Origin of the sequence: Streptomyces sp. NPDC092370 (genome assembly GCF_044755265.1) — a bacterium.
Lineage (GTDB): Bacteria > Actinomycetota > Actinomycetes > Streptomycetales > Streptomycetaceae > Streptomyces.
This window is the reverse complement of the sequence record NZ_JBIVQO010000014.1, coordinates 1-20,423: the sequence shown is the minus strand read 5'-3', so window position 1 is coordinate 20,423 and position 20,423 is coordinate 1. Positions and strand designations below refer to the sequence as shown.

Below are 20,423 nucleotides of genomic sequence, written 5' to 3'. Positions count from 1 at the left end.
TTGCCGGGTACCGCCCTCAGCCGTTCCAGCCGGGTCCGCCGTCCGCGTCAGACGTACCGTTCCAGGATCGACGACTCAGCCAGCCGCGACAGCCCCTCGCGGACGCTGCGCGCCCGGGCCTCGCCCACGCCGTCCACCGCCTGCAGATCGTCGACGCTCGCGGCGAGCAGCTTCTGCAGCCCGCCGAAGTGCTCGACGAGGCGGTCGATGATCGCGCCGGGGAGCCGGGGCACCTTGGCGAGGAGGCGGAAGCCGCGCGGGGACACCGCCGAGTCCAGCGTCTCGGGCGCGCCGGTGTAGCCCAACGCCCGTGCCACCGTGGACATCTCGAGCAGCTCGGCGTGGGTGAGGGCGTCGAGTTCGGCGAGGGCCTCGTCGACCGTGCGGGAGCGCTTGGCCGTGGGTTCGGGGACGTAGTCCCGCACGACCAGCTCGCGCTCGGGCTCCACGCCCGCGATCAGCTCGTCGAGCTGGAGGGCCAGCAGCCGGCCGTCCGTGCCCAGCTCCACCACGTACTCGGCGATCTCCGTGGCGATGCGGCGCACCATCTCCAGGCGCTGGGCGACCGCCGAGACGTCCCGGACGGTCACCAGGTCCTCGATCTCCAGGGCCGACAGGGTGCCCGCGACCTCGTCGAGGCGCAGCTTGTAGCGCTCCAGGGTGGCGAGCGCCTGGTTGGCGCGGGACAGGATCGCCGCCGAGTCCTCCAGGACACGGCGCTGGCCGTCGACGTACAGGGCGATCAGCCGCATCGACTGCGAGACCGAGACGACCGGGAAGCCGACCTGCTTGCTGACGCGGTCCGCGGTGCGGTGCCGGGTGCCGGTCTCCTCCGTCGGGATCGTCGGGTCCGGGACCAGCTGCACGCCCGCGCGCAGGATCTTCGACAGGTCCGAGGACAGCACGATGCCGCCGTCCAGCTTGCACAGCTCGCGCAGACGGGTCGCGGTGAACTCGACGTCCAGCACGAAGCCGCCGCTGCACAGCGCCTCGACCGTCTTGTCGGAGCCGAGCACGATGAGCCCGCCGGTGTTGCCGCGGAGCACGCGCTCCAGGCCGTCACGCAGGGGGGTGCCGGGTGCCACGGCGCTCAGGGAGGCGCGCATCAGGCCATCGGTACCGGCGCTCCCGCCGGATTTTCCGGGAGCAGATGCCCGGTCGTTGGCTGCCACTGCACTCCTCCGGTCGCAGGTTCTGGGCGCCCCCGTGTCGCGCGCTCGGTTCGCACGGACGGGCGAGACCAGGGCAAAGTCTACCGGCGCCCCTCCTACTCCTGTGGGGCCTCTCTGCGACGGGACCGGGGAAGGACCCGCAGAGCGTCCCCTATGTCCGCGACTTCCAGGACCTTCATGCCCGCCGGGACCTTGCCCGGGTCGCCCGGGACCAGCGCGTGTGTGAAGCCCAGACGGTGGGCTTCGGCCAGCCTGCGCTGCACTCCGGTGACCCGTCTCACCTCGCCCGCGAGGCCCACTTCGCCGATCGCGACGAGATTCTTCGGGAGAGGTGTGTCACTCGCCGCGCTCGCCAGGGCGAGCGCCACGGCCAGGTCCGCGGCGGGCTCCGAGAGCTTCACACCGCCCACCGTCGCCGAGTAGATGTCCCTTTTGCCCAAGGCGCTGATCCGCCCGCGCTGTTCCAGCACCGCGAGCATCATCGAGACGCGGGAGGTCTCCAGGCCCGAGGTGGTGCGGCGCGGGGAGGGGATCTGCGAGTCCACCGTCAGCGCCTGGACCTCGGCGACCAGGGGGCGGCGGCCCTCCAGCGTGACGGTCAGGCAGGTGCCCGGGACGGGTTCGGCCCGGCGGGTCAGGAAGAGGCCGCTCGGGTCGGCGAGGCCCGTGATGCCCTCGTCGTGCAGCTCGAAGCAGCCGACCTCGTCGGTGGTGCCGTAGCGGTTCTTGACGCCGCGCACGAGACGCAGGCGGGCGTGCCGGTCGCCCTCGAAGGACAGGACGACGTCCACGAGGTGCTCCAGCAGGCGCGGGCCCGCGATCGCGCCGTCCTTGGTGACATGGCCCACCAGCAGGGTGGACATGCCACGTTCCTTGGAGGCCCGGATGAGCGCGCCCGCGACCTCCCGCACCTGGGCCATCCCGCCGGGCGCGCCGTCGATCTCGGGGGAGGCCACCGTCTGCACCGAGTCCATGATCAGCAGCGACGGCTTCACCGCGTCCAAGTGGCCCAGCACGGCCGCCAGATCCGTCTCGGCCGCCAGGTACAGGTGGTCGTCGATGGCGCCGATGCGGTCGGCGCGCAGCCGGACCTGGCTCGCCGACTCCTCACCCGTGACGTACAGCGTGCGGTGCTCGTCGCTCGCGGACTTGGCCGCCACGTCGAGCAGGAGCGTCGACTTGCCGACGCCCGGTTCGCCCGCGACCAGCACCACCGCGCCGGGCACCAGTCCGCCGCCGAGCACGCGGTCCAGCTCCGGCACGCCGGTGGGGCGAGCGGTGGCCTGACGGCCGTCCACCTGGCCGATGGGCAGGGCGGAGGTGGTGACCCGGCCCGGTGCCGTCGTACGCACCGCGGGCGCGCCGTACTCCTCGACCGTCCCCCAGGCCTGGCACTCGGGGCAGCGGCCGAGCCACTTCGCCGTCTGCCAGCCGCATTCGGTGCAGCGGTAGGACGGTCGGTCCTTGGTGGTCTTCGTACGGGCAGCCATGGACGAAACCGTAGCCGCCGCCACTGACATCGCGGGACGGGCCGACGGCGGCCGGCTGCGCGCCAGGGGTCCGCCACACCGCGCCAGCCGTGGAGCCACCGGTTCATGTCCCCGATTGAGGGATCGTTTCACCCGTACGGATTAAATGTGCTCAAGCTGGCGGAAGGCGCCACTCCCGGCCCCCTACGGTCGCCGAATGACGAGCAGTACTCCGGAGATCTCGACCCGCACGGCCGGCGCGCACCGGGCGCACCGGGAAGCGCGCGACCGCGGGGCTGCGCGCACACTGGCGCAGCGTCCGCCGGCACGTTACGAGCCCTACCTGGACGGCCTGTTCACCTACTGCCTGTCCGTGCTGTGCGACCACGAGGCCGCGACCGCCGCCCTGGGCGAGGTCCTCGCGCTCGCCGAGCGCCGCGGCCGGCACGTCCCGGAGGCACCCGCGGACCGCAGGGCCTGGCTGTACGCGCTGGCCCGCTGGGCGTGCCTGCGCAAGCTGGCCGAGGCCAAGCAGAAACGTCAGAGCGGCCACGCCGTGGGCCGCACCGGGCGGCAGCGCCCCGACCGCCCGGCCGCCCCGGCCCCTTGCGAGGAGGTCCAGGAGCGGCGCCGTCGCGAATTGGCCCTGCTCGCCTGGCCGGAGGCCGCCGGCACCACCCCGGAGCAGCGGGAGGCGCTCGAACTGGCCGTGCGCCATCACCTCGCCGCCCGGGAGGTCGCCGCCGTCCTCGGCATGGCCCCGGACGCCGCCCGTGACCTGCTGGCCTCCGCCGCCTGCGAGGTGGAACGCACGCGTGCGGCCCTCGCCGTGGTCGAGACCGGGGCCTGTCCGAGCGTGGCGCACTTCGCCGGCGACGACCGGCTCGTGCTCGGCACGGCCCTGCGCCGCGAACTCGTCCGGCACGTCGACGACTGTCCGCGCTGCCGCCGCACCGCCGAGCGCGCCATCCCCGGCCGCTGGCCCGGCACCAGCGTCACGCCCGCCGAACTGCCCGTCCTGCCGGCGCCCCGGGCGGCCCTGCACATGGCCATGGCGCACCATCCCCGGAGCGTCACGCCCCGCTTCGACCGGCGCGGCTTCCCGATGGACCCCAAGGACCACGCCGCCCGCAGGGACCGCCTGCGCGCGCGTGCCATCACCACGACCGTGATCGCCACCGTCGTCGCCGCCCCCGTGCTCGCCCTGTGGGCGGCCTACCGGGGCACCCCGGTCGGCGAGGGGCACGACGGCCGCTCGGCCTCCGCGCGTGAGGCGGACGACCCGTTCGGACTGGACGGCGAGATGGCGGGCGGCGGTTACGAGAACACCGGCAACGCGAGCACCCGGCCCGGTCCCCGGTTCGGCGAGGACGGCAAGGCCGACGTCTCCGTGGAGGTCATCGGCGTCGCGGGAGCCGGCCGCACGACCGCCCTGGAGGTCACGGCGGACAACAGCGGCGACACCACCCTCGTCACTCTGACCGCCACCGGCCCCGCCCCGGTCCGCTGGTCCGCCTCCACGGGAGCCCCGTGGCTCTACCTCAGCCAGTCGTCGGGAACGCTCAGACCCGGCGAATCGGTGACGATCAAGGTGTACGTCGACCATCTGCGAGAGCCCGCCGGCCCCTGGCAGGCGCGGGTGGCGGTCGCACCGGGGGGCGCCGTCGTCCGCATCGAGGGCTACGGCACCGCGCCCGGCCCCTCCGGCCCCGGTCCGGACCCCCGGCCCAGCGGTCCGAGCGACCCGGGTCCGACCCGGCCCGACCCGACGCCCACGACCTCCGCCCCGGACCCGGACCCGACGCCGACCACGCCGCCCCCGTCGCCCGACCCGGACCCCACGCCCACGGACGCGGGCCCGACCGATCCGACCGGCTCGACGCCACCGCCCTCGGACAGCGGCGACCCGAGTCCGGCCACGTCGTAGCCGAGCCTCAGGTGACCGGATCCGCGGGATGCGGGGCCGGCAACGGCAGCTGGGAGGCCAGTCGCTCCTCGCATCCAGCCGGTCGTAGCCGGCCTTGCCCGTCAGCTCGATCAGCGGCGACCCGAGTCCGGCCACGTCGTAGCCGAGCCTCAGGTGACCGGATCCGCGGGATGCGGGGTCGGCAACGGCAGCTGGGAGGTCAGTCGCTCCTCGCACAGCTCGACCAGCCGGTCGTAGCCGGTCTTGCCCGTCAGCTCGATCAGCGGCGACCCGAGTCCGGCCACGTCGTAGCCGAGCCTCAGGTGACCGGATCCGCGGGATGCGGGGCCAGCAACGGCAGCTGGGAGGCCAGTCGCTCCTCGCACAGCTCGACCAGCCGGTCGTAGCCGGCCTTGCCCATCAGCTCGATCAGCTCCGGGCGGTAGGAGACGTAGACGGGATCGCCCGCGCCGTGCGCCGAGGTCGCCGAGGTGCACCACCAGTGCAGGTCGTGGCCGCCCGGTCCCCAGCCCCGGCGGTCGTACTCGCCGATCGACACCTGCAGGACGCGGGTGTCGTCGGGCCGGTCGATCCACTCGTACGTCCGGCGCACCGGCAGCTGCCAGCACACGTCCGGCTTGGTCTCCAGCGGCTCGCGGCCCTCCTTCAGGGCGAGGATGTGCAGCGAGCAGCCCATGCCGCCCGGGAAGCCGGGCCGGTTCTGGAAGATGCACGAGCCCTGGAAGGGCCGCGTCTGCCGCTCGCCGTCCTCGTCCTCGGAGACCCAGCCGCCCCGTGTGCCCTCGGCGTGGTGCTGCCAGATGTCCGGCGTGAGCCTGGCCACATGCCCGGCGACACGCTTCTCGTCGTCCTCGTCGGAGAAGTGCGCACCCAGCGTGCAGCACCCGTCGTCCGCGCGGCCCGCCTGGATGCCCTGGCAGCCGCTGCCGAAGATGCAGTTCCAGCGCGAGGTCAGCCATGTCAGATCGCAGCGGAAGACCTGCTCGTCGTCCGACGGATCAGGGAACTCCACCCACGCGCGAGCGAAGTCGAGCCCCTTCTCGTCGGGGACGAGGCCCGGTGATTTGTCGCGCTTCGCCTTTTTCGTCTTTGGCACGAGTCCAGGGTACGGGCCTTGTACCCCCGCCGAGGACGGCGGACGGCCCCGCGGGCAGTAGCGTGCCGTCCATGAGACTCGGTGTCCTCGACGTGGGATCGAACACGGTGCATCTGCTCGTGGTGGACGCGCATCCCGGCGCGTGCCCGTTGCCCGCGCACTCGCACAAGGCGGAACTGCGCCTCGCCCAGCTCCTCGAAGAGGACGGCGCGATCGGCCCGCACGGCGTCGACCGGCTGGTCTCGGTCATCCACGAGGCGCTCCAGGCCGCCGAGGACAAGGGCGTCGAGGAGATGCTCCCCTTCGCCACCTCCGCCGTACGCGAGGCCGGCAACGCCGACGACGTCCTCGCACGGGTGCGCACCGAGACCGGCGTCGAGCTCCAGGTCCTCACCGGCGAGGAGGAGGCCCGCCTCACCTTCCTCGCCGCCCGCCGCTGGTTCGGCTGGTCGGCCGGAAAGCTGCTGGTCCTGGACATCGGCGGCGGCTCCCTGGAGATCGCCTACGGCATGGACGAGGAGCCCGACGCGGCCGCCTCGCTGCCGCTGGGCGCCGGCCGCCTCACCGCCGGCTGGCTGCCCGGCGATCCGCCCGCCCCGGACGACGTCCGCGCCCTGCGCCGCCACGTGCGCACCGAGATCGCCCGCACGGTCGGCGAGTTCAGCCGCTTCGGCGCCCCCGACCACGTCGTCGCCACGTCCAAGACCTTCAAGCAGCTGGCCCGCATCGCCGGCGCGGCCCGCTCCGCCGAGGGCCTCTACGTCCAGCGCGAGCTCAAGCGGGAGTCCCTGGAGGGCTGGGTTCCGCGCCTGGCCGCCATGACGGAGCGGGAGCGCGCGGAGCTGCCCGGCGTGTCGGAGGGCAGGGCCGGCCAGCTCCTGGCGGGCGCACTGGTGGCCGAGGCCGCGATGGACCTCTTCGGCGTGGAGCGCGTCGACATATGCCCCTGGGCGCTGCGGGAGGGCGTGATCCTGCGTCGCCTGGATCACATGGAGTCCGTGTAGGGGGCCCAGCCGCTATGGCAAACACCACAACGGCGAAGAGGACCCCCACCTCACCCCGACCACACCCCGTAATCTGTCCTGCATGGCAGAGCCAGCCGTGAAGATCCCGGACGCGAAGGTCGCCCTGTCGACGGCCTCGGTCTACCCGGAGTCGACGGCCACGGCCTTCGAGATCGCCGCGCGCCTCGGTTACGACGGAGTCGAGGTCATGGTCTGGACCGACCCGGTCAGCCAGGACATCGAGGCCTTGCGCAGACTCAGCGACTACCACCGCATCCCGATCCTGGCCGTGCACGCCCCCTGTCTGCTCATCACGCAGCGCGTCTGGTCCACCGACCCCTGGACCAAGCTCCAGCGGGCCCGCGCGGCCGCCGAGAAGCTCGACGCGAGCACGGTCGTCGTCCACCCCCCGTTCCGCTGGCAGCGCCAGTACGCCCGGGACTTCGTCACCGGCATCTGGCGCATGGCGAACGAGACGGACGTACGGTTCGCCGTCGAGAACATGTACCCCTGGCGCTACCGCGACCGCGAGATGCTCGCGTACGCCCCCGACTGGGACGTGACGAAGGACGACTACCGGCACTTCACGATCGACCTCAGCCACACCGCGACGGCCCGCTCCGACGCGCTGGACATGGTCGGCCGCATGGGGGACCGCCTCGGCCACGTCCACCTCGCCGACGGCCGGGGCTCCGCCAAGGACGAGCACCTGGTGCCCGGCCGCGGCACCCAGCCCTGCGCCGAGGTGCTGGAGCGGCTCGCCCTGACCGGGTTCGACGGGCACGTCGTCATCGAGGTCAACACCCGGCGCGCCATGTCGAGCGCGGAGCGCGAGGCCGACCTGGCGGAGGCCCTGGCCTTCACCCGCCTGCACCTGGCCTCGGCCGTGAAGGTGCCGCGGAGATGACCGGCCCGCCCCCGGCCGACGGCGGGTCCGGCACCGCCGCCCGCCGCCGCGGCCGCCCCCCGCGCACCGAGTCGGCCGGCACCCGCGAGCGCATCCTGACCGCCGCCCGCGACGAGTTCTCCGAGCGCGGTTACGAGAAGACGTCCGTCCGCGCCATCGCCAAGTCCGCCGGCGTCGACTCGGCCTTGGTGCACCACTACTTCGGCACCAAGGAGCAGGTCTTCGAGGCGGCGGTCACCCAGTCCTTCGGGCCGGCCCTCCAGGCACCCAAGGCCATCGAGGAGGGCCCGCTCGACGGGGTGGGGGAGCGCCTGACCCGCTTCTTCTTCGGCGTCTGGGAGAACCCGGCGACCCGCGCGCCCCTGCTCGCCATCGTCCGCTCCGCCCTCACCAACGACACGGCGGCGGCAGTCTTCCGGCGGATCGTCGCCACCCAGGTGCTGCGCCGCATCGCCGTACGGCTGGAGTTGCCGGACGCCGAGCTGCGGGCCGAGCTGGCGGCCGCCCAGCTCGTGGGGACCGCCATCCTGCGGTACGTCATCAAGGTCGAGCCGCTGGCCTCGGCGGACCCGGAGCAGGTCATCGCGCGGCTGGCCCCGGTCGTCCAGGGGCATCTGACCGATCCGTGAGACCCGCCGGGTGCCGTCGTCCGAGACGGTCATCCCGCATTCCGGACACTCCGTCCCGCCCCCTGGATGACGGGCGTACGCTCGGTAGCAGTCAGAAATCTCCGAATCCTCTGACGCCGTCTGTCGAAGGAGCGAGCGACGATGCCCGAGCTGAGGTCCCGCACAGTCACCCACGGCCGCAACATGGCGGGCGCCCGCGCCCTGATGCGCGCCTCCGGTGTACCGGGTGCGGACATCGGCCGCAAGCCGATCATCGCGGTCGCCAACAGCTTCACGGAGTTCGTGCCGGGGCACACGCACCTGGCGCCGGTCGGCCGGATCGTCAGTGAGGCGGTCGTCGCGGCCGGCGGGATCCCGCGCGAGTTCAACACGATCGCCGTCGACGACGGCATCGCCATGGGCCACGGCGGCATGCTCTACTCCCTGCCCTCCCGGGACCTGATCGCGGACAGCGTGGAGTACATGGTCGAGGCACACTGCGCCGACGCCCTGATCTGCATCTCCAACTGCGACAAGATCACCCCGGGCATGCTGAACGCCGCGCTGCGGCTGAACATCCCCACGGTCTTCGTCTCCGGCGGGCCCATGGAGTCCGGCCGCGCCACGCTCGTCGACGGCACGGTCCGCACGCTCGACCTGGTCGACGCGATCTCCGACGCCGTGAACGACAAGATCTCGGACGAGGACATCCTCCGCATCGAGGAGAACGCCTGTCCGACCTGTGGCTCCTGTTCCGGCATGTTCACCGCCAACTCGATGAACTGCCTGACGGAGGCCATCGGCCTGTCCCTCCCGGGCAACGGCTCGGTCCTCGCCACGCACACCGCCCGCAAGCAGCTGTACGTCGACGCGGCGAACACGGTCATGGACATCACCCGCCGCTACTACGAGCAGGACGACGAGACGGTCCTGCCCCGCAGCGTGGCGTCCTTCGCGGCCTTCGAGAACGCCATGGCCCTCGACATCGCCATGGGCGGCTCCACCAACACGATCCTGCACCTGCTGGCCGCCGCCCAGGAGGCGGGCGTCCCCTTCGGCCTCACGGAGATCAACGAGGTCTCCCGCCGCGTGCCCTGCCTCGCCAAGGTCGCCCCGAACGTCGCCAAGGACCGCACGTACTACATGGAGGACGTGCACCGCGCCGGCGGCATCCCCGCCCTGCTCGGCGAGCTGCACCGGGCCGGCCTGCTCAACGAGGACGTCCACTCCGTGCACAGCCCGTCCCTCGCCGACTGGCTCAAGACCTGGGACGTGCGCGGTGGTTCCCCCTCCGCGAAGGCCGTCGAACTGTGGCACGCGGCCCCCGGCTGCGTCCGCTCCGCCGAGGCCTTCTCCCAGTCCGAGCGCTGGGAGGCCCTGGACGAGGACGCCGAGGGCGGCTGCATCCGCTCCGCGGAGCACGCCTACTCCAAGGACGGCGGCCTCGCGGTCCTCAAGGGCAACCTGGCCGTGGACGGCTGCGTCGTGAAGACGGCCGGTGTCGACGAGTCCATCTGGACCTTCGAGGGGCCAGCGGTCGTCTGCGAGTCGCAGGAGGAGGCCGTCCAGAAGATCCTCACCCAGCAGGTCAAGGACGGCGACGTCGTCGTCATCCGCTACGAGGGCCCCAAGGGCGGCCCCGGTATGCAGGAGATGCTCTACCCGACCTCGTACCTGAAGGGCCGCGGCCTCGGGAAGACCTGCGCGCTGGTCACGGACGGCCGTTTCTCCGGCGGCACCTCCGGCCTCTCCATCGGCCACGCCTCGCCCGAGGCGGCCGCGGGCGGCACCATCGCCCTCGTCGAGGACGGCGACCGCATCCGCATCGACATCCCGAACCGTTCCATCGAGCTGCTGGTGGACGACGCCGAGCTGGCCCGCCGTGAGCAGGCGCTGAACGGCGTGTACGCCCCGAAGAACCGCGAGCGCAAGGTCTCGGCGGCGCTGCGGGCCTACGCGGCGATGGCGACCAGCGCGGACAAGGGCGCCGTGCGGGACGTTTCGAAGCTGGGGTGACCCCTTCTCACGCCGAGGGCCATCTCCCGCGCTGCCGGGGGCGGCCCTCGCGCATGCCCGCCGGTCACCAGGCCGCCGGATCGCGCCCGTTCACGGCGAAGACGGTCCCGTCCGGCGCACTGCCGTAGACCCGGGCGCCCACGATCACGGGCTCGGGCAGGGCGGCCGGGATCCGGTCCGACCGGTCGCCCAGCCGGGGAGACGTCTGCCCGGCGACCCTCCCGCGCCGCGCGTCGACGGCGAGCAGCCGCCCGTCCGACGCGGTCACGTACACGTGCCGGTCATCGGCGACCGGGGTGGACCCCCGCATCGTGCCCGTCTCCAGATTCCACAGCTGCTCACGCGCCTCGAGATCGACGGCCACCAACGATCCCCCGGTCCCCATCAGATAGGCCAGGTTCCCGCGCACGGCGCCATGGGCCTGCTGGAGGGGGACGGCGAGGGGCACCCGTCGGGTCTCACCCGTACGTGGGGTGTAGCGGACCACGGCACGCGCGTCGCCGTGCACCGCGTCGACCGACAGGAGAAACACCGATCCGCCCGTCGCGCCGAAGGGCTTCAGCGTCCCGTCGAGCCGGGCGTCCGACCGCACGTCGCCCGTCCGCGGATCCACCACGCTGAGCCGGGTGCTCTTCCCGTCCCCCGACGCGCTGGCGGCGTACGCCAGCGGGTCACCGGCGAACGCGGCGAGGTAGGGCACCTCATGGCCGGGGATCCGGTGACTCCACCGCGGGTCACCGGAGGCACCGTCCACGCCGGTGACCTTCCCGCCGGCATCGGTGACCAGGAGCATGCCGCCGGCGTACACCGCACTGCCGGCCTCGGACATGTCCCGATGCCAGCGCGCCTTGCCCGAGGCCGGATCGAGCGCCTCCAGGCGACGCCCCTGGTCCGTCGAGGGCTGTACGAGTCCACCCGCCAGCACCGGCGGTTCCCTCCGGGGCCCCTTGCCGACGGGGTGCCGCCACAGCAGGTGCCCGTCGGACGGATCCAGGGCGAAGACCAGTCCGGACGTGGCGCAGAGCAGCCGTCCGGCCCCGTGGGAGCACAGGGGTGCGCTGTCCCCGGCCGCCGGAGTCGTCTGCCACCCGCTGAACGCGGCGGACGTGGTCCGCGGGGAGGCGGGCTGTGGTGAGCCGCCGACGCCGTCGAGCAGTGGGAGTGAGGCCAGAGCACCCACTACGGCCAGGCCGAACGCCCCGGCTCCCAGGACCACCCGCCTGCCGAACCGCCGTCCCCTGCCACGACCGGCTTCCACCTCACGACCGGCCTCCACGGCGCGCACGGGTTTTTCGGCGGGCGGCCAGGAACCTTCGGTGTCCCCGGTCCGCTGAGCCGGTATGAACGTCTGTGTGTCGTACGAAGCCGCGACGGATCGCAGCTCCCGCATCAACTCGTCCGGCGTCGGCCGCTTCTCCGGCTCCTTCGCGAGACACCGCAGTACCAGCGGCGCGATCTCGTCCGGCACGCCGGTCAGGTCGGGCTCGTCGTGCACCACCTGGTAGGCGACGATGTACGGGCTGTCGGAGTCGAACGGCCCCTGTCCCGTGGCCGCGTGCACCATCACCGACCCGAGCGCGAAGATGTCGGCGGCCGGCCCCACCTCGCGCGGGCGCCGGAACTGCTCGGGTGCCATGAAGGGCGGCGTCCCGATCAACCTTCCGGTCTCGGTGCGCAGTTCGCTGTCCAGCGGCCGGGAGATACCGAAGTCGATGACTTTCGGTCCGTCATCGGCGAGCAGGACGTTGCTCGGTTTCAGGTCCCGGTGGACGACCCCGGCACGATGGATGTCCCGTAGCGCCTCGGCCAGCCCCGCCATCAGGCGCCGCAATTGAGCCGGCTCCATGGGGCCGTTCCGCTTGACCTGTTCGGACAAGGTCGGCCCCGGGATGAACAGCGTGGCCATCCAGGGTCGCTCGCTGTCCGGGTCGGCGTCGACGACGGGTGCCGTGAAGGCGCCGCTCACCCTTCGCGCCGCCGCCACCTCCTGCCGGAAACGCCCCCTGAAGTCGGGGTCGTTGGCGAACTGGGCGTGCACGACCTTCACCGCGAGCTTCATCCCGGAGGTGCTCCGGGCCAGATGCACGACACCCATGCCGCCCGAGCCCAGGCAGGACTCCAGACGATAGTGACCGGCGTATTCGGGAAGTTCCGCTTCCGCGCCCGCTCCGGCGTTCCGCTGTGGCGCCATGGGACCCCCCCGTGCTGTTCGTCCGCGCGCGCGACGCACGGAGCCTAGTCGAAGACTCGTACGGGACAGAGGCGGCTTGCTAGCCTCCACGCACGAGTTGCGCACATGTGTTTCATGGTGTGATTCGGGGGAATCAACGGGACCCCATGGCAGTCATGGGGCTCAACGGGGGAGAATTTTCATGTCTGTCGACCATGTCGGGGAACTCGAAGGAAGAGCCGAGGGAGAGGCCGTCACCATGGCGGCGTCGGCCCTGCGCTCGTACGCCGTCGCCCCGGGCGTCCGCGTGAACGTCCGCAGCGGCCCCGGCACCGGCTACGCCATCGTCCGCGTCCTGCCCGAGGGAGCCAGGGTCACCATCTTCTGCCAGAGGCCCGGCACAACGGTTGCGGGTCCGTACGGCAGCTCGAACATCTGGGACAACATCGACGACGGCGAGTACGTCGCGGACGCCTATGTGAACACCGGCAGCGACGGCTACGTCCGCCCGCGCTGCTCCTGATCCGACGGCCACCACGCCGGGACTGCTCACGACCACGTCCCTGAAACGCAGATCCGTGATGCTCGCCGGGCTTACCGGAGCCCTCCTCATGGTGGGCGCGGCCACCGCGGAGGCCACCGCGGCCGTGCGCTACTACCCGGTCGCGCCGGGCGTCAGCCTCGCCGTCCGCACCGGCCCCGGCACCTCCTACGGCGTCCGCTACCTTCCGGTGGGCGCCCAGGTGCCGATCTACTGCCAGACCCCCGGGACCACCGTCACCGGCACGTACGGCACGTCGAACATCTGGGACGACATCAGCAACGGCGAGTTCGTCGCGGACGCTTACGTGAAGACGGGCAGCGACGGCTACATGGCCTCGCGTTGCGGCTGAGCCGCCCGGAGCCCGCGGCCCGGCAGGGAGGCATAATCGACCCGTGAGTGCAGCCGACACCACCCCAGCCACCCCCGCGGGCTCCAAGGCCGAGGGCCGCGGGCCCCGCCCCGAGCCCTTGCGTTTCTTCGGCACGACCTGGCTGGACCACGACAACGGCTACACCGCGCGCCGTACCGCCGTGGCCGTCGGCTCCCTCGCCGCCGCGGCCGTCTCCTGCCTCGTGCTCCGCCTCGCCTACCAGGGCCTCCAGATCGCCGCGATCGGCGGCTTCGTCACGGTCCTCATGGTCGCGATGTTCGCGATCTGCAGCGCGATGGCCTTCCGCCACACCTGGGACGGCTTCACCCGCCGCCACGACCCCGACCGCCAGGCATCCCTGCGCGGTCTGCTGACCGTGGGCTTCGTCGGCTCCCTCCTCGCCTACTTCTTCCGCTCCCTCATCGAGGCGCCCGGAGAGAAGCTCCACCGCGAGGAGTACGAAAAGGCCCGGGGGCAGTACGAGAAGCGCACGACCCGTCGCTCGGGCAACCCGAAGAACCGCCGCAGCGCATAACCCTTTGACGTACCGCAGCCGGCCCGCCTCCCGCGCAGCGCGCCCAGGGGCCCCGGCCGCCTAGTGTGCCGCCACGATGCGCTCGACCGCCGCCGTCACCAGTTCTTCGCGCTCCGCCTCGGTGAAGACGTCCGGCAGCGTGAGTTGCTCGACGATCAGCCAGTTCAGGGTCAGAATGAGCAGTTTGACGGCCATGGCGTCGCCGGGGAGCCCGGACGCCTCGTGGTAGGCGACGTTGGCCTCCACGTCGGCGCGGACCCGCTCGGTGAGGACCCTGCGCAGTTCGGGTCGGCGGGTGGCCTCGAGGCGCAGTTCGAGCAGGGCGAGATAGCCGGTGCGGAAGGCGGCGACGCGGCCGACCAGTTCCCGCATGAGTACGGCGTAGGTCTCCCGGTCGCGGCCGGCCGCCTGCTGGCGCGCGATCGTCGCGTCGTCGGGCTGGAGCCGCTCGTAGACACGGGCACCGGCCTGGGTGAGCAGGTCGTCCCGGCTGGCGAAGTAGTTGGACGCGGTCCCGGCCGGTACGGCGGCCTCGGCGTCCACCGCCCGGAACGTCAGACCCCGTGCGCCCTCTCTGGCCAGTACCTCGATCGCCCCGTCGACGAGCGCCGCGCGCCGTTGGTCGTTCCGTCGCACCATTGACACCACTCCAGTTGTAGTACTACCTTCAAACTACTTCAAGGAGAGTACTACGTATGGAGTTACCAGAGATGCGAAAGCTCGTGTACTACATCGCCGTCACACTCGACGGCCGTATCGCCGGCCCCGGCGGCGAGTACGACTTCTTCCCCACCGGTGACGAACAGCAGAGCGCCGCCTACCTCGCCTGGGCCAACGCCCTCTACCCCGAGACCGTGCCGACCGCCCACCGCGCCGCCGTCGGCCTCGCCGACGCACCCCGCCGGCATTTCGACACCGTCGTCATGGGCCTCGGCGCCTACCGCCCAGCCCTCGACCAGGGGATCACCAGCCCCTACGCGCACCTGCGCCAGTACGTGGTGTCCAGCACGCTCGACCCCGACGTCGACCCGGCCGTCACCGTCGTTCCGGGCGACCCGCTCGCTCTCGTCCGCGAGCTCAAGCGGGAGCAGGGCACCGGCTTGCACGTCTGGCTCTGCGGCGGTGGCAAGCTCGCCGGCGCCCTCCTGCCCGAGATCGACGAGCTGGTCGTCAAGCACTACCCGGTGGTCGCCGGCGCCGGGATACCGGCCTTCGACGGCGCTTTCGACCCCACCGTCTTCGATGTCGCCGAGCGCACCGCTTTCCCCAGCGGCGTCACCCTCACGCGCCTCGCCCGCCGCTAGAGGCAGGAATCCAGGCTCTCCCTCGAACGGACACCGAGGTGAGGTGGCCGACGGCGCTCTTCGTCCGGACGACACGGCCTGGTGCTGGTCGTCCGCCACGACACGTCCGGCCGGACGTGTCGATCGCCGAAACGGCCCGGCCCCCCAGCGGAGCCGAACCACCCGCGCCCAACCCCCGCCGATCTCACCGAAATCTCACCGCACCGCACTCCACCCCCGGCGACGATGGCGGTATGACCACACCTCCCTCCGCCGACCACCCCACCGGAGCCGACCTCACCACCGAACCCCCAGCCGGCCACCCCGCCCGAGCCGCCCGAGCCCACTCCTTCAACGCCGCCGCAGCCCAGTACGCGGCCAACCGCCCCTCCTACCCCCCGGCCCTCTTCGACGCGATAGAAGACCTGACCGGCCGCCCCCTCACCGGCGCCCGCGTCGCGGACATCGGTGCCGGCACCGGCATCGCCACCGCCCTCCTCCACGCGCGAGGCGCGAGCGTCGTCGCCGTGGAACCCGGCGACGGCATGGCGGCCCAGTTCCGCCGCACCCTGCCCGGCATCCCGATCATCCGCGGCACGGGAGACGACCTCCCCCTCGCCGACGCCTCCGTCGACCTCGTCACCTACGCCCAGGCCTGGCACTGGACCGACCCCGCCCGCGCCGTCCCGGAGGCCCTGCGCGTTCTGCGCCCCGGCGGCGCCCTCGCCCTGTGGTGGAACACCGACGCCCTCGACGTCCCCTGGATCGCCGAGGCCGCCGCCCGCACCGGCCGCCACTTCGGGATCGATGTCTTTGCCGAGAAGCGCAACGTCAACGCCCGCGCAGCCGACCCGACCGGCCTGCTCGACTTCACCCGCCGCACGGTCCGCTGGAGCCGTCACGTCCCGGTCGACACGCACCTCGCCAACATCGGCAGCCACTCCGTCTTCCTGGTGCACGCCCCCGAACACACCGCGGCGTTCCTGGCGGCGGAGCGCGAGCTCCTCCTGAGCGCCTTCCCGGACGGCTTCGTGGAGGAGGTCTACGAGGTCGTCCTCCTCCACGCGAAAACCCCGGCCTGAGGCGCACCCGACCGCCGCGGCCGCTTGACGCGTCCGACCCCCGGGAGCATTATTCATCACATGATGAATAATGCTCCCGGCTCGCCACGCCCGGGCCCGGACACGCGCCCGTACCCGGACACGCCGGCCGTCCACGCCGGGAACCTCACCGTCGTCCGCGGCCCCCGCACGGTCCTGCGCGACCTCGGCTTCACCGTCCCCCGGGGCCGGATCACCGGAGTCCTCGGCCCCTCCGGCTGCGGCAAGTCGACCCTGATGCGCGCCCTGGTCGGCACCCAGGCCAAGGTCACCGGCACCCTCGACGTCCTCGGCCACCCCGCCGGCCACCCCGCCCTGCGCACCCGCATCGGCTACGTCACCCAGGCCCCCTCCGTCTACGACGACCTGACCGTCCGCCAGAACCTCGACTACTTCGCCGCGATCCTCCACCCCGGCCGCACCTCCGCCGATCGCCGCGACGCCGACGTCACCCGCGCGATAGCCGACGTCGACCTCACCACCCACGCCGACGCCCTCGCCGGAAACCTCTCCGGCGGCCAGCGCAACCGCGTCTCCCTGGCCGTCGCACTCCTCGGCACCCCCGAACTCCTGGTCCTCGACGAACCGACCGTCGGACTCGACCCGGTCCTGCGCCGCGACCTGTGGAACCTCTTCCACGACATCGCGACCGACCGCGGCGCGACGATCCTCGTCTCCTCCCACGTCATGGACGAGGCCGAACGCTGCCACCGCCTCCTCCTCATGCGCGACGGCCAACTCCTCGCCGACGAAACCCCCGACGCCCTGCGGGCCCGCACCGGCGCCGCCACGGTCGAGGAGGCCTTCCTCCACCTGGTCGACGAGGCAGCAGCGGCGGACCGCACCAAGGAGACGACCCGATGACCACCACCGCCACCAGGCCGGCCACCCCACCGAAGGGCCTGAGCGCCTCCCGCACCGGCGCCACCGCCGCCCGGGTCCTGCGCCAGCTCACCCACGATCCCCGCACCATCGCGCTGCTGATCCTCATCCCCTGCCTGATGCTGTTCCTGCTGCGCTACGTCTTCGACGGCAGCCCTCGCACCTTCGACAGCATCGGCGCGTCCCTCCTCGGGATCTTCCCGCTGATCACGATGTTCCTGGTGACGTCCATCGCCACCCTGCGCGAACGCACCTCGGGCACCCTCGAACGCCTCCTCGCCATGCCCCTCGGCAAGGGCGACCTGATCGCCGGCTACGCCCTCGCCTTCGGCACCCTGGCGATCATCCAGTCCGCCCTGGCCACGGGCCTCGCGGTCTGGTTCCTCGGCCTCGACGTCACCGGCAGCCCCTGGCTCCTCCTCCTGGTGGCCCTCCTCGACGCCCTCCTCGGCACGGCCCTCGGCCTCTTCGTCTCGGCCTTCGCGGCCTCGGAATTCCAGGCGGTCCAGTTCATGCCGGCGGTGATCTTCCCCCAGCTCCTCCTGTGCGGCCTGTTCACCCCGCGCGACAACATGCACCCGGCCCTGGAGGCCCTCTCCGACGTCCTCCCCATGTCCTACGCCGTCGACGGCATGAACGAGGTCCTCCGCCACACGGACATGACCGCCACGTTCGTCCGCGACGTCCTGATCGTCGCGGGCTGCGCGCTTTTGGTCCTGACCCTGGGCGCCGCGACCCTCAGGCGCCGGACGGCGTAGATCACCAGGCGAGGACGCCCACATCCCGCCCACCGGACACGACCCGCACCCGGCACCCCCGAGTGCGAGGATGAACCGGACGACGCAACCCCCGGAGGGCACCGAAAGCCATGACCCAGAAAGTCGCAGTCCTCGGCACCGGCAAGATCGGCGAAGCCCTGCTCAGCGGAGTGATCCGGGCCGGCTGGACCCCGGCCGACCTCCTGGTCACCGCCCGCCGCCCGGAACGAGCCGAGGAACTCCGCACCCGCTACGGCGTCACCCCGGTCACCAACCCCGAAGCCGCCAAGACCGCCGACACCCTGATCCTCACGGTCAAACCGCAGGACATGGGCACGCTGCTCGACGAGCTCGCCCCCCACGTTCCCGCCGACCGTCTGGTCATCAGCGGCGCCGCCGGCATCCCCACGGCCTACTTCGAGGAACGCCTCGCCCCCGGCACCCCGGTCGTCCGCGTCATGACGAACACCCCCGCACTCGTCGACGAGGCGATGTCCGTCATCTCCGCCGGCACCCACGCCACCGCCGACCACCTCGCCCACACCGAGGAGATCTTCGGCGCCGTCGGCAAGACGCTCCGCGTCCCCGAGTCCCAGCAGGACGCCTGCACCGCCCTGTCCGGCTCCGGCCCGGCCTACTTCTTCTACCTGGTCGAAGCCATGACCGACGCCGGCATCCTCCTCGGTCTGCCCCGCGACAAGGCCCACGACCTGATCGTCCAGTCCGCCATCGGCGCCGCGACGATGCTCCGCGACAGCGGCGAACACCCGGTCAAGCTGCGCGAGAACGTCACGTCCCCCGCCGGCACGACGATCAACGCCATCCGCGAACTCGAGAACCACGGCGTACGGGCCGCCCTCATCGCCGCACTCGAAGCCGCCCGCGACCGCAGCCGCGCCCTGGCCTCCGGAAACAACAGCTGACCACCGGGGGGCGGGCCCGTTCTCGCCCCCCCGCGGCGACGTCATCTCACACCGCCGCCCCGGCCCCGGCACCGGCCGCCTCCGTAAGGGCGGGCAGCAGCCCGATCGCGCGATACGCGGCATCCACCGTCGGCCGGGCCATCCCCCGGGCCCGCTCCGCACCGTCCCGCAGCACCCCCTCCACATAACCGGGATCGGCGCACAACTCCTGGTGCCTGACCCGCAGGGGCCGGAGCACCTCGACCACGGCCTCCGCGGCATCCTTCTTCAGGGCCCCGTACGACGTGTACGCACCACTCAACGATTCGGGCTCCCCGCCCGTGCAGGCCGCGAGGATTTCCAGCAGGTTGGCGAGCCCCGGCCGGGCCTCCCGGTCGTACACGACCTCCCGCCCGCTGTCGGTCACGGCCCGCATCACCTTCTTGCGCACCACGTCCGGCTCGTCCAGCAAGTAGACGATGCCGGGCCCGACGTCATCGCTCTTGCCCATCTTCGACGCCGGATCCTGCAGATTCATCACCCGCGCCGCCACCGACGGCCGCGTGGCCTGCGGAACCACGAACGTATGCCCGTACCGCTGGTTGAACCGCACCGCCAGATCCCGCGTCAGCTCGACGTGCTGCACCTGGTCGTCCCCCACCGGCACCTCGTCGGCCCCGTACGCCAGGATGTCCGCCGCCATCAGCACGGGATACGTCAGCAGCGACAGCCGCACACTCCCGCCCCGCCGCTGCTCCCGCGCGGCCTTCTCCTTGTACTGGATCATCCGCCGCATCTCACCGTCGGTGGCCACGCATTCCAGTACGTACGACAGCCGGGCGTGCTCGTCCACATGGCTCTGCACGAACACCGTGCAGAGCTCCGGATCCAGTCCGGCCGCCAGCAGCAGCGTCGCCGACTGCCGGCTCAGCCTGCGCACCCGCGCGGGATCGTGGTCCACGGTCAGGGCGTGCAGATCGACGACGCAGAACAAGGCGTCGGCCTCGTGCTGATCGACCGCGGCCCACCGCCGCATGGCCCCCAGGTAGTTCCCCAGCGTCAGATGTCCCGTCGGCTTGACCCCGCTGAAGACCCGTGTCATCTCTCCTCCTCCTAGGTCGGGACCGCCGCCTTCGGGCGGCCGCCCCTCCGTAGTGCCGGAGGGAGAAACGAAAACGGCCGCCGAAGCGGCGGCCGTCGCGTGCATACGTGGGGACGGCCGCCGTCAGGCGGCCCACCACAGCTGGGTGCACGTACGCGTCGTCATGCGGCTCAGAGTACGCCCCCGGAGTGCCGTCCGCCCTTGAGTTGACACGCTCAGACCCCGTCCGTACTGTTCTCCGAGTTGCCCGACGTGAGCGCCGACCCCGGTCGGTCCCCGGGCAGCCAATCCGCAGGTACCAACCACTATTCGACGTGCAGTACGTCTGTCGTCGTTTCATTGGCGTGTGTATTTACGGAATGAGGAATCCACGTTCGAAAGGACGAGACCCCCGATTGGCTCGGGAGCCTGGGAATCCGCTAAAGTCTCACTCGTCGGAACGGCCCAACAGCCGCGAAGACAAACCCCGCCGACTGAGGATCGGGCCCGAAAGGATCTGATAGAGTCGGAACCGCCGGAAAGGGAAACGCGAAAGCGGAAACCTGGAAAGCACCGAGGAAATCGGGTCGAGAAAAGAT

At 72.0% G+C, this 20,423-nt stretch carries 20 protein-coding genes; 13 read left to right on the top strand and 7 right to left on the bottom strand.

All coding sequences use genetic code 11. The annotated features are described in order from the left end of the window. Nucleotides 1-47 precede the first annotated feature (47 nt). Together disA and radA are read right to left on the bottom strand one after the other, a co-directional pair. Entirely contained in the window at nucleotides 48-1,172 is a 1,125-nt protein-coding gene (gene disA, locus ACIQHQ_RS31970) for a DNA integrity scanning diadenylate cyclase DisA (RefSeq protein ID WP_402618647.1), read from the bottom strand. Nucleotides 1,173-1,267: 95 nt separating this feature from the next. Further along, on the bottom strand, nucleotides 1,268-2,662 hold the full coding sequence (gene radA, locus ACIQHQ_RS31965) for a DNA repair protein RadA (RefSeq protein ID WP_402618644.1): 1,395 nt from the start codon (nucleotides 2,660-2,662) through the stop codon (nucleotides 1,268-1,270). 196 nt (nucleotides 2,663-2,858) lie between these two features. Between radA and ACIQHQ_RS31960 the strand changes: the two genes are divergently transcribed. After that, nucleotides 2,859-4,568, top strand: a complete 1,710-nt coding sequence (locus tag ACIQHQ_RS31960; RefSeq protein ID WP_402618642.1) for a hypothetical protein — start codon at nucleotides 2,859-2,861, stop codon at nucleotides 4,566-4,568. A gap of 149 nt (nucleotides 4,569-4,717) precedes the next feature. Here ACIQHQ_RS31960 and ACIQHQ_RS31955 read toward each other — a convergent pair whose 3' ends face one another. Both ACIQHQ_RS31955 and ACIQHQ_RS31950 read right to left on the bottom strand, forming a co-directional pair. Continuing rightward, a complete protein-coding gene (locus ACIQHQ_RS31955; RefSeq protein ID WP_402619135.1) occupies nucleotides 4,718-4,852 on the bottom strand; it encodes a hypothetical protein in 135 nt (44 codons plus the stop codon). 14 nt (nucleotides 4,853-4,866) lie between these two features. After that, nucleotides 4,867-5,664, bottom strand: a complete 798-nt coding sequence (locus ACIQHQ_RS31950) for a hypothetical protein (protein ID WP_402618639.1) — start codon at nucleotides 5,662-5,664, stop codon at nucleotides 4,867-4,869. 71 nt (nucleotides 5,665-5,735) lie between these two features. Between ACIQHQ_RS31950 and ACIQHQ_RS31945 the strand changes: the two genes are divergently transcribed. The 4 genes from ACIQHQ_RS31945 to ilvD all read left to right on the top strand — a co-directional run bounded on the left by ACIQHQ_RS31945 (nucleotide 5,736) and on the right by ilvD (nucleotide 10,199). After that, nucleotides 5,736-6,668, top strand: a complete 933-nt coding sequence (locus ACIQHQ_RS31945) for a Ppx/GppA family phosphatase (RefSeq protein ID WP_402618636.1) — start codon at nucleotides 5,736-5,738, stop codon at nucleotides 6,666-6,668. Between the two features lie 82 nt (nucleotides 6,669-6,750). Beyond that, a complete protein-coding gene (locus ACIQHQ_RS31940) occupies nucleotides 6,751-7,575 on the top strand; it encodes a sugar phosphate isomerase/epimerase family protein (protein ID WP_402618633.1) in 825 nt (274 codons plus the stop codon). Further along, entirely contained in the window at nucleotides 7,572-8,204 is a 633-nt protein-coding gene (locus ACIQHQ_RS31935) for a TetR family transcriptional regulator (protein ID WP_402618630.1), read from the top strand. The genes ACIQHQ_RS31940 and ACIQHQ_RS31935 overlap by 4 nt, the downstream gene beginning before the upstream one ends. Nucleotides 8,205-8,345: 141 nt before the next feature. Next, complete coding sequence (gene ilvD / locus ACIQHQ_RS31930; protein ID WP_402618627.1) at nucleotides 8,346-10,199, top strand: dihydroxy-acid dehydratase; 1,854 nt, start codon at nucleotides 8,346-8,348, stop codon at nucleotides 10,197-10,199. Nucleotides 10,200-10,263: 64 nt separating this feature from the next. Here the strand turns inward: ilvD and ACIQHQ_RS31925 are convergent, their stop codons facing one another. Then, complete coding sequence (locus ACIQHQ_RS31925) at nucleotides 10,264-12,390, bottom strand: serine/threonine-protein kinase (RefSeq protein ID WP_402618624.1); 2,127 nt, start codon at nucleotides 12,388-12,390, stop codon at nucleotides 10,264-10,266. Between the two features lie 181 nt (nucleotides 12,391-12,571). Here ACIQHQ_RS31925 and ACIQHQ_RS31920 point away from each other — a divergent pair, with 181 nt between their 5' ends. From ACIQHQ_RS31920 to ACIQHQ_RS31910, 3 genes are read left to right on the top strand one after another with little or no spacing between them, the layout of a single operon-like run. Then, nucleotides 12,572-12,892: an SH3 domain-containing protein gene (locus tag ACIQHQ_RS31920; RefSeq protein ID WP_402618621.1), complete on the top strand. Its 321-nt coding sequence runs from the start codon at nucleotides 12,572-12,574 to the stop codon at nucleotides 12,890-12,892. A 58-nt stretch (nucleotides 12,893-12,950) separates the two neighbouring features. Further along, on the top strand, nucleotides 12,951-13,262 hold the full coding sequence (locus tag ACIQHQ_RS31915; RefSeq protein ID WP_402618618.1) for a hypothetical protein: 312 nt from the start codon (nucleotides 12,951-12,953) through the stop codon (nucleotides 13,260-13,262). Between the two features lie 43 nt (nucleotides 13,263-13,305). Continuing rightward, nucleotides 13,306-13,818, top strand: a complete 513-nt coding sequence (locus ACIQHQ_RS31910) for an EamA/RhaT family transporter (RefSeq protein ID WP_402618615.1) — start codon at nucleotides 13,306-13,308, stop codon at nucleotides 13,816-13,818. Nucleotides 13,819-13,878: 60 nt separating this feature from the next. Here the strand turns inward: ACIQHQ_RS31910 and ACIQHQ_RS31905 are convergent, their stop codons facing one another. Then, nucleotides 13,879-14,457: a TetR/AcrR family transcriptional regulator gene (locus ACIQHQ_RS31905; RefSeq protein WP_402618612.1), complete on the bottom strand. Its 579-nt coding sequence runs from the start codon at nucleotides 14,455-14,457 to the stop codon at nucleotides 13,879-13,881. A 71-nt stretch (nucleotides 14,458-14,528) separates the two neighbouring features. Here ACIQHQ_RS31905 and ACIQHQ_RS31900 point away from each other — a divergent pair, with 71 nt between their 5' ends. The 5 genes from ACIQHQ_RS31900 (at nucleotide 14,529) to proC (ending at nucleotide 18,764) form a co-directional block, all read left to right on the top strand. After that, entirely contained in the window at nucleotides 14,529-15,122 is a 594-nt protein-coding gene (locus tag ACIQHQ_RS31900) for a dihydrofolate reductase family protein (protein ID WP_402618609.1), read from the top strand. 233 nt (nucleotides 15,123-15,355) lie between these two features. Further along, nucleotides 15,356-16,183: a class I SAM-dependent methyltransferase gene (locus ACIQHQ_RS31895; protein ID WP_402618607.1), complete on the top strand. Its 828-nt coding sequence runs from the start codon at nucleotides 15,356-15,358 to the stop codon at nucleotides 16,181-16,183. Nucleotides 16,184-16,243: 60 nt separating this feature from the next. Further along, complete coding sequence (locus ACIQHQ_RS31890; RefSeq protein ID WP_402618605.1) at nucleotides 16,244-17,065, top strand: ABC transporter ATP-binding protein; 822 nt, start codon at nucleotides 16,244-16,246, stop codon at nucleotides 17,063-17,065. Beyond that, entirely contained in the window at nucleotides 17,062-17,841 is a 780-nt protein-coding gene (locus ACIQHQ_RS31885; protein WP_402618602.1) for an ABC transporter permease, read from the top strand. The genes ACIQHQ_RS31890 and ACIQHQ_RS31885 overlap by 4 nt, the downstream gene beginning before the upstream one ends. Before the next feature lie 110 nt (nucleotides 17,842-17,951). Further along, the gene (proC, locus tag ACIQHQ_RS31880; protein WP_402618599.1) at nucleotides 17,952-18,764 is read left to right on the top strand and encodes a pyrroline-5-carboxylate reductase; all 813 of its coding nucleotides are present in this window, start codon (nucleotides 17,952-17,954) and stop codon (nucleotides 18,762-18,764) included. Nucleotides 18,765-18,810: 46 nt separating this feature from the next. Here the strand turns inward: proC and trpS are convergent, their stop codons facing one another. Further along, complete coding sequence (gene trpS, locus ACIQHQ_RS31875) at nucleotides 18,811-19,845, bottom strand: tryptophan--tRNA ligase (RefSeq protein ID WP_402618596.1); 1,035 nt, start codon at nucleotides 19,843-19,845, stop codon at nucleotides 18,811-18,813. Nucleotides 19,846-20,423 lie beyond the last annotated feature (578 nt).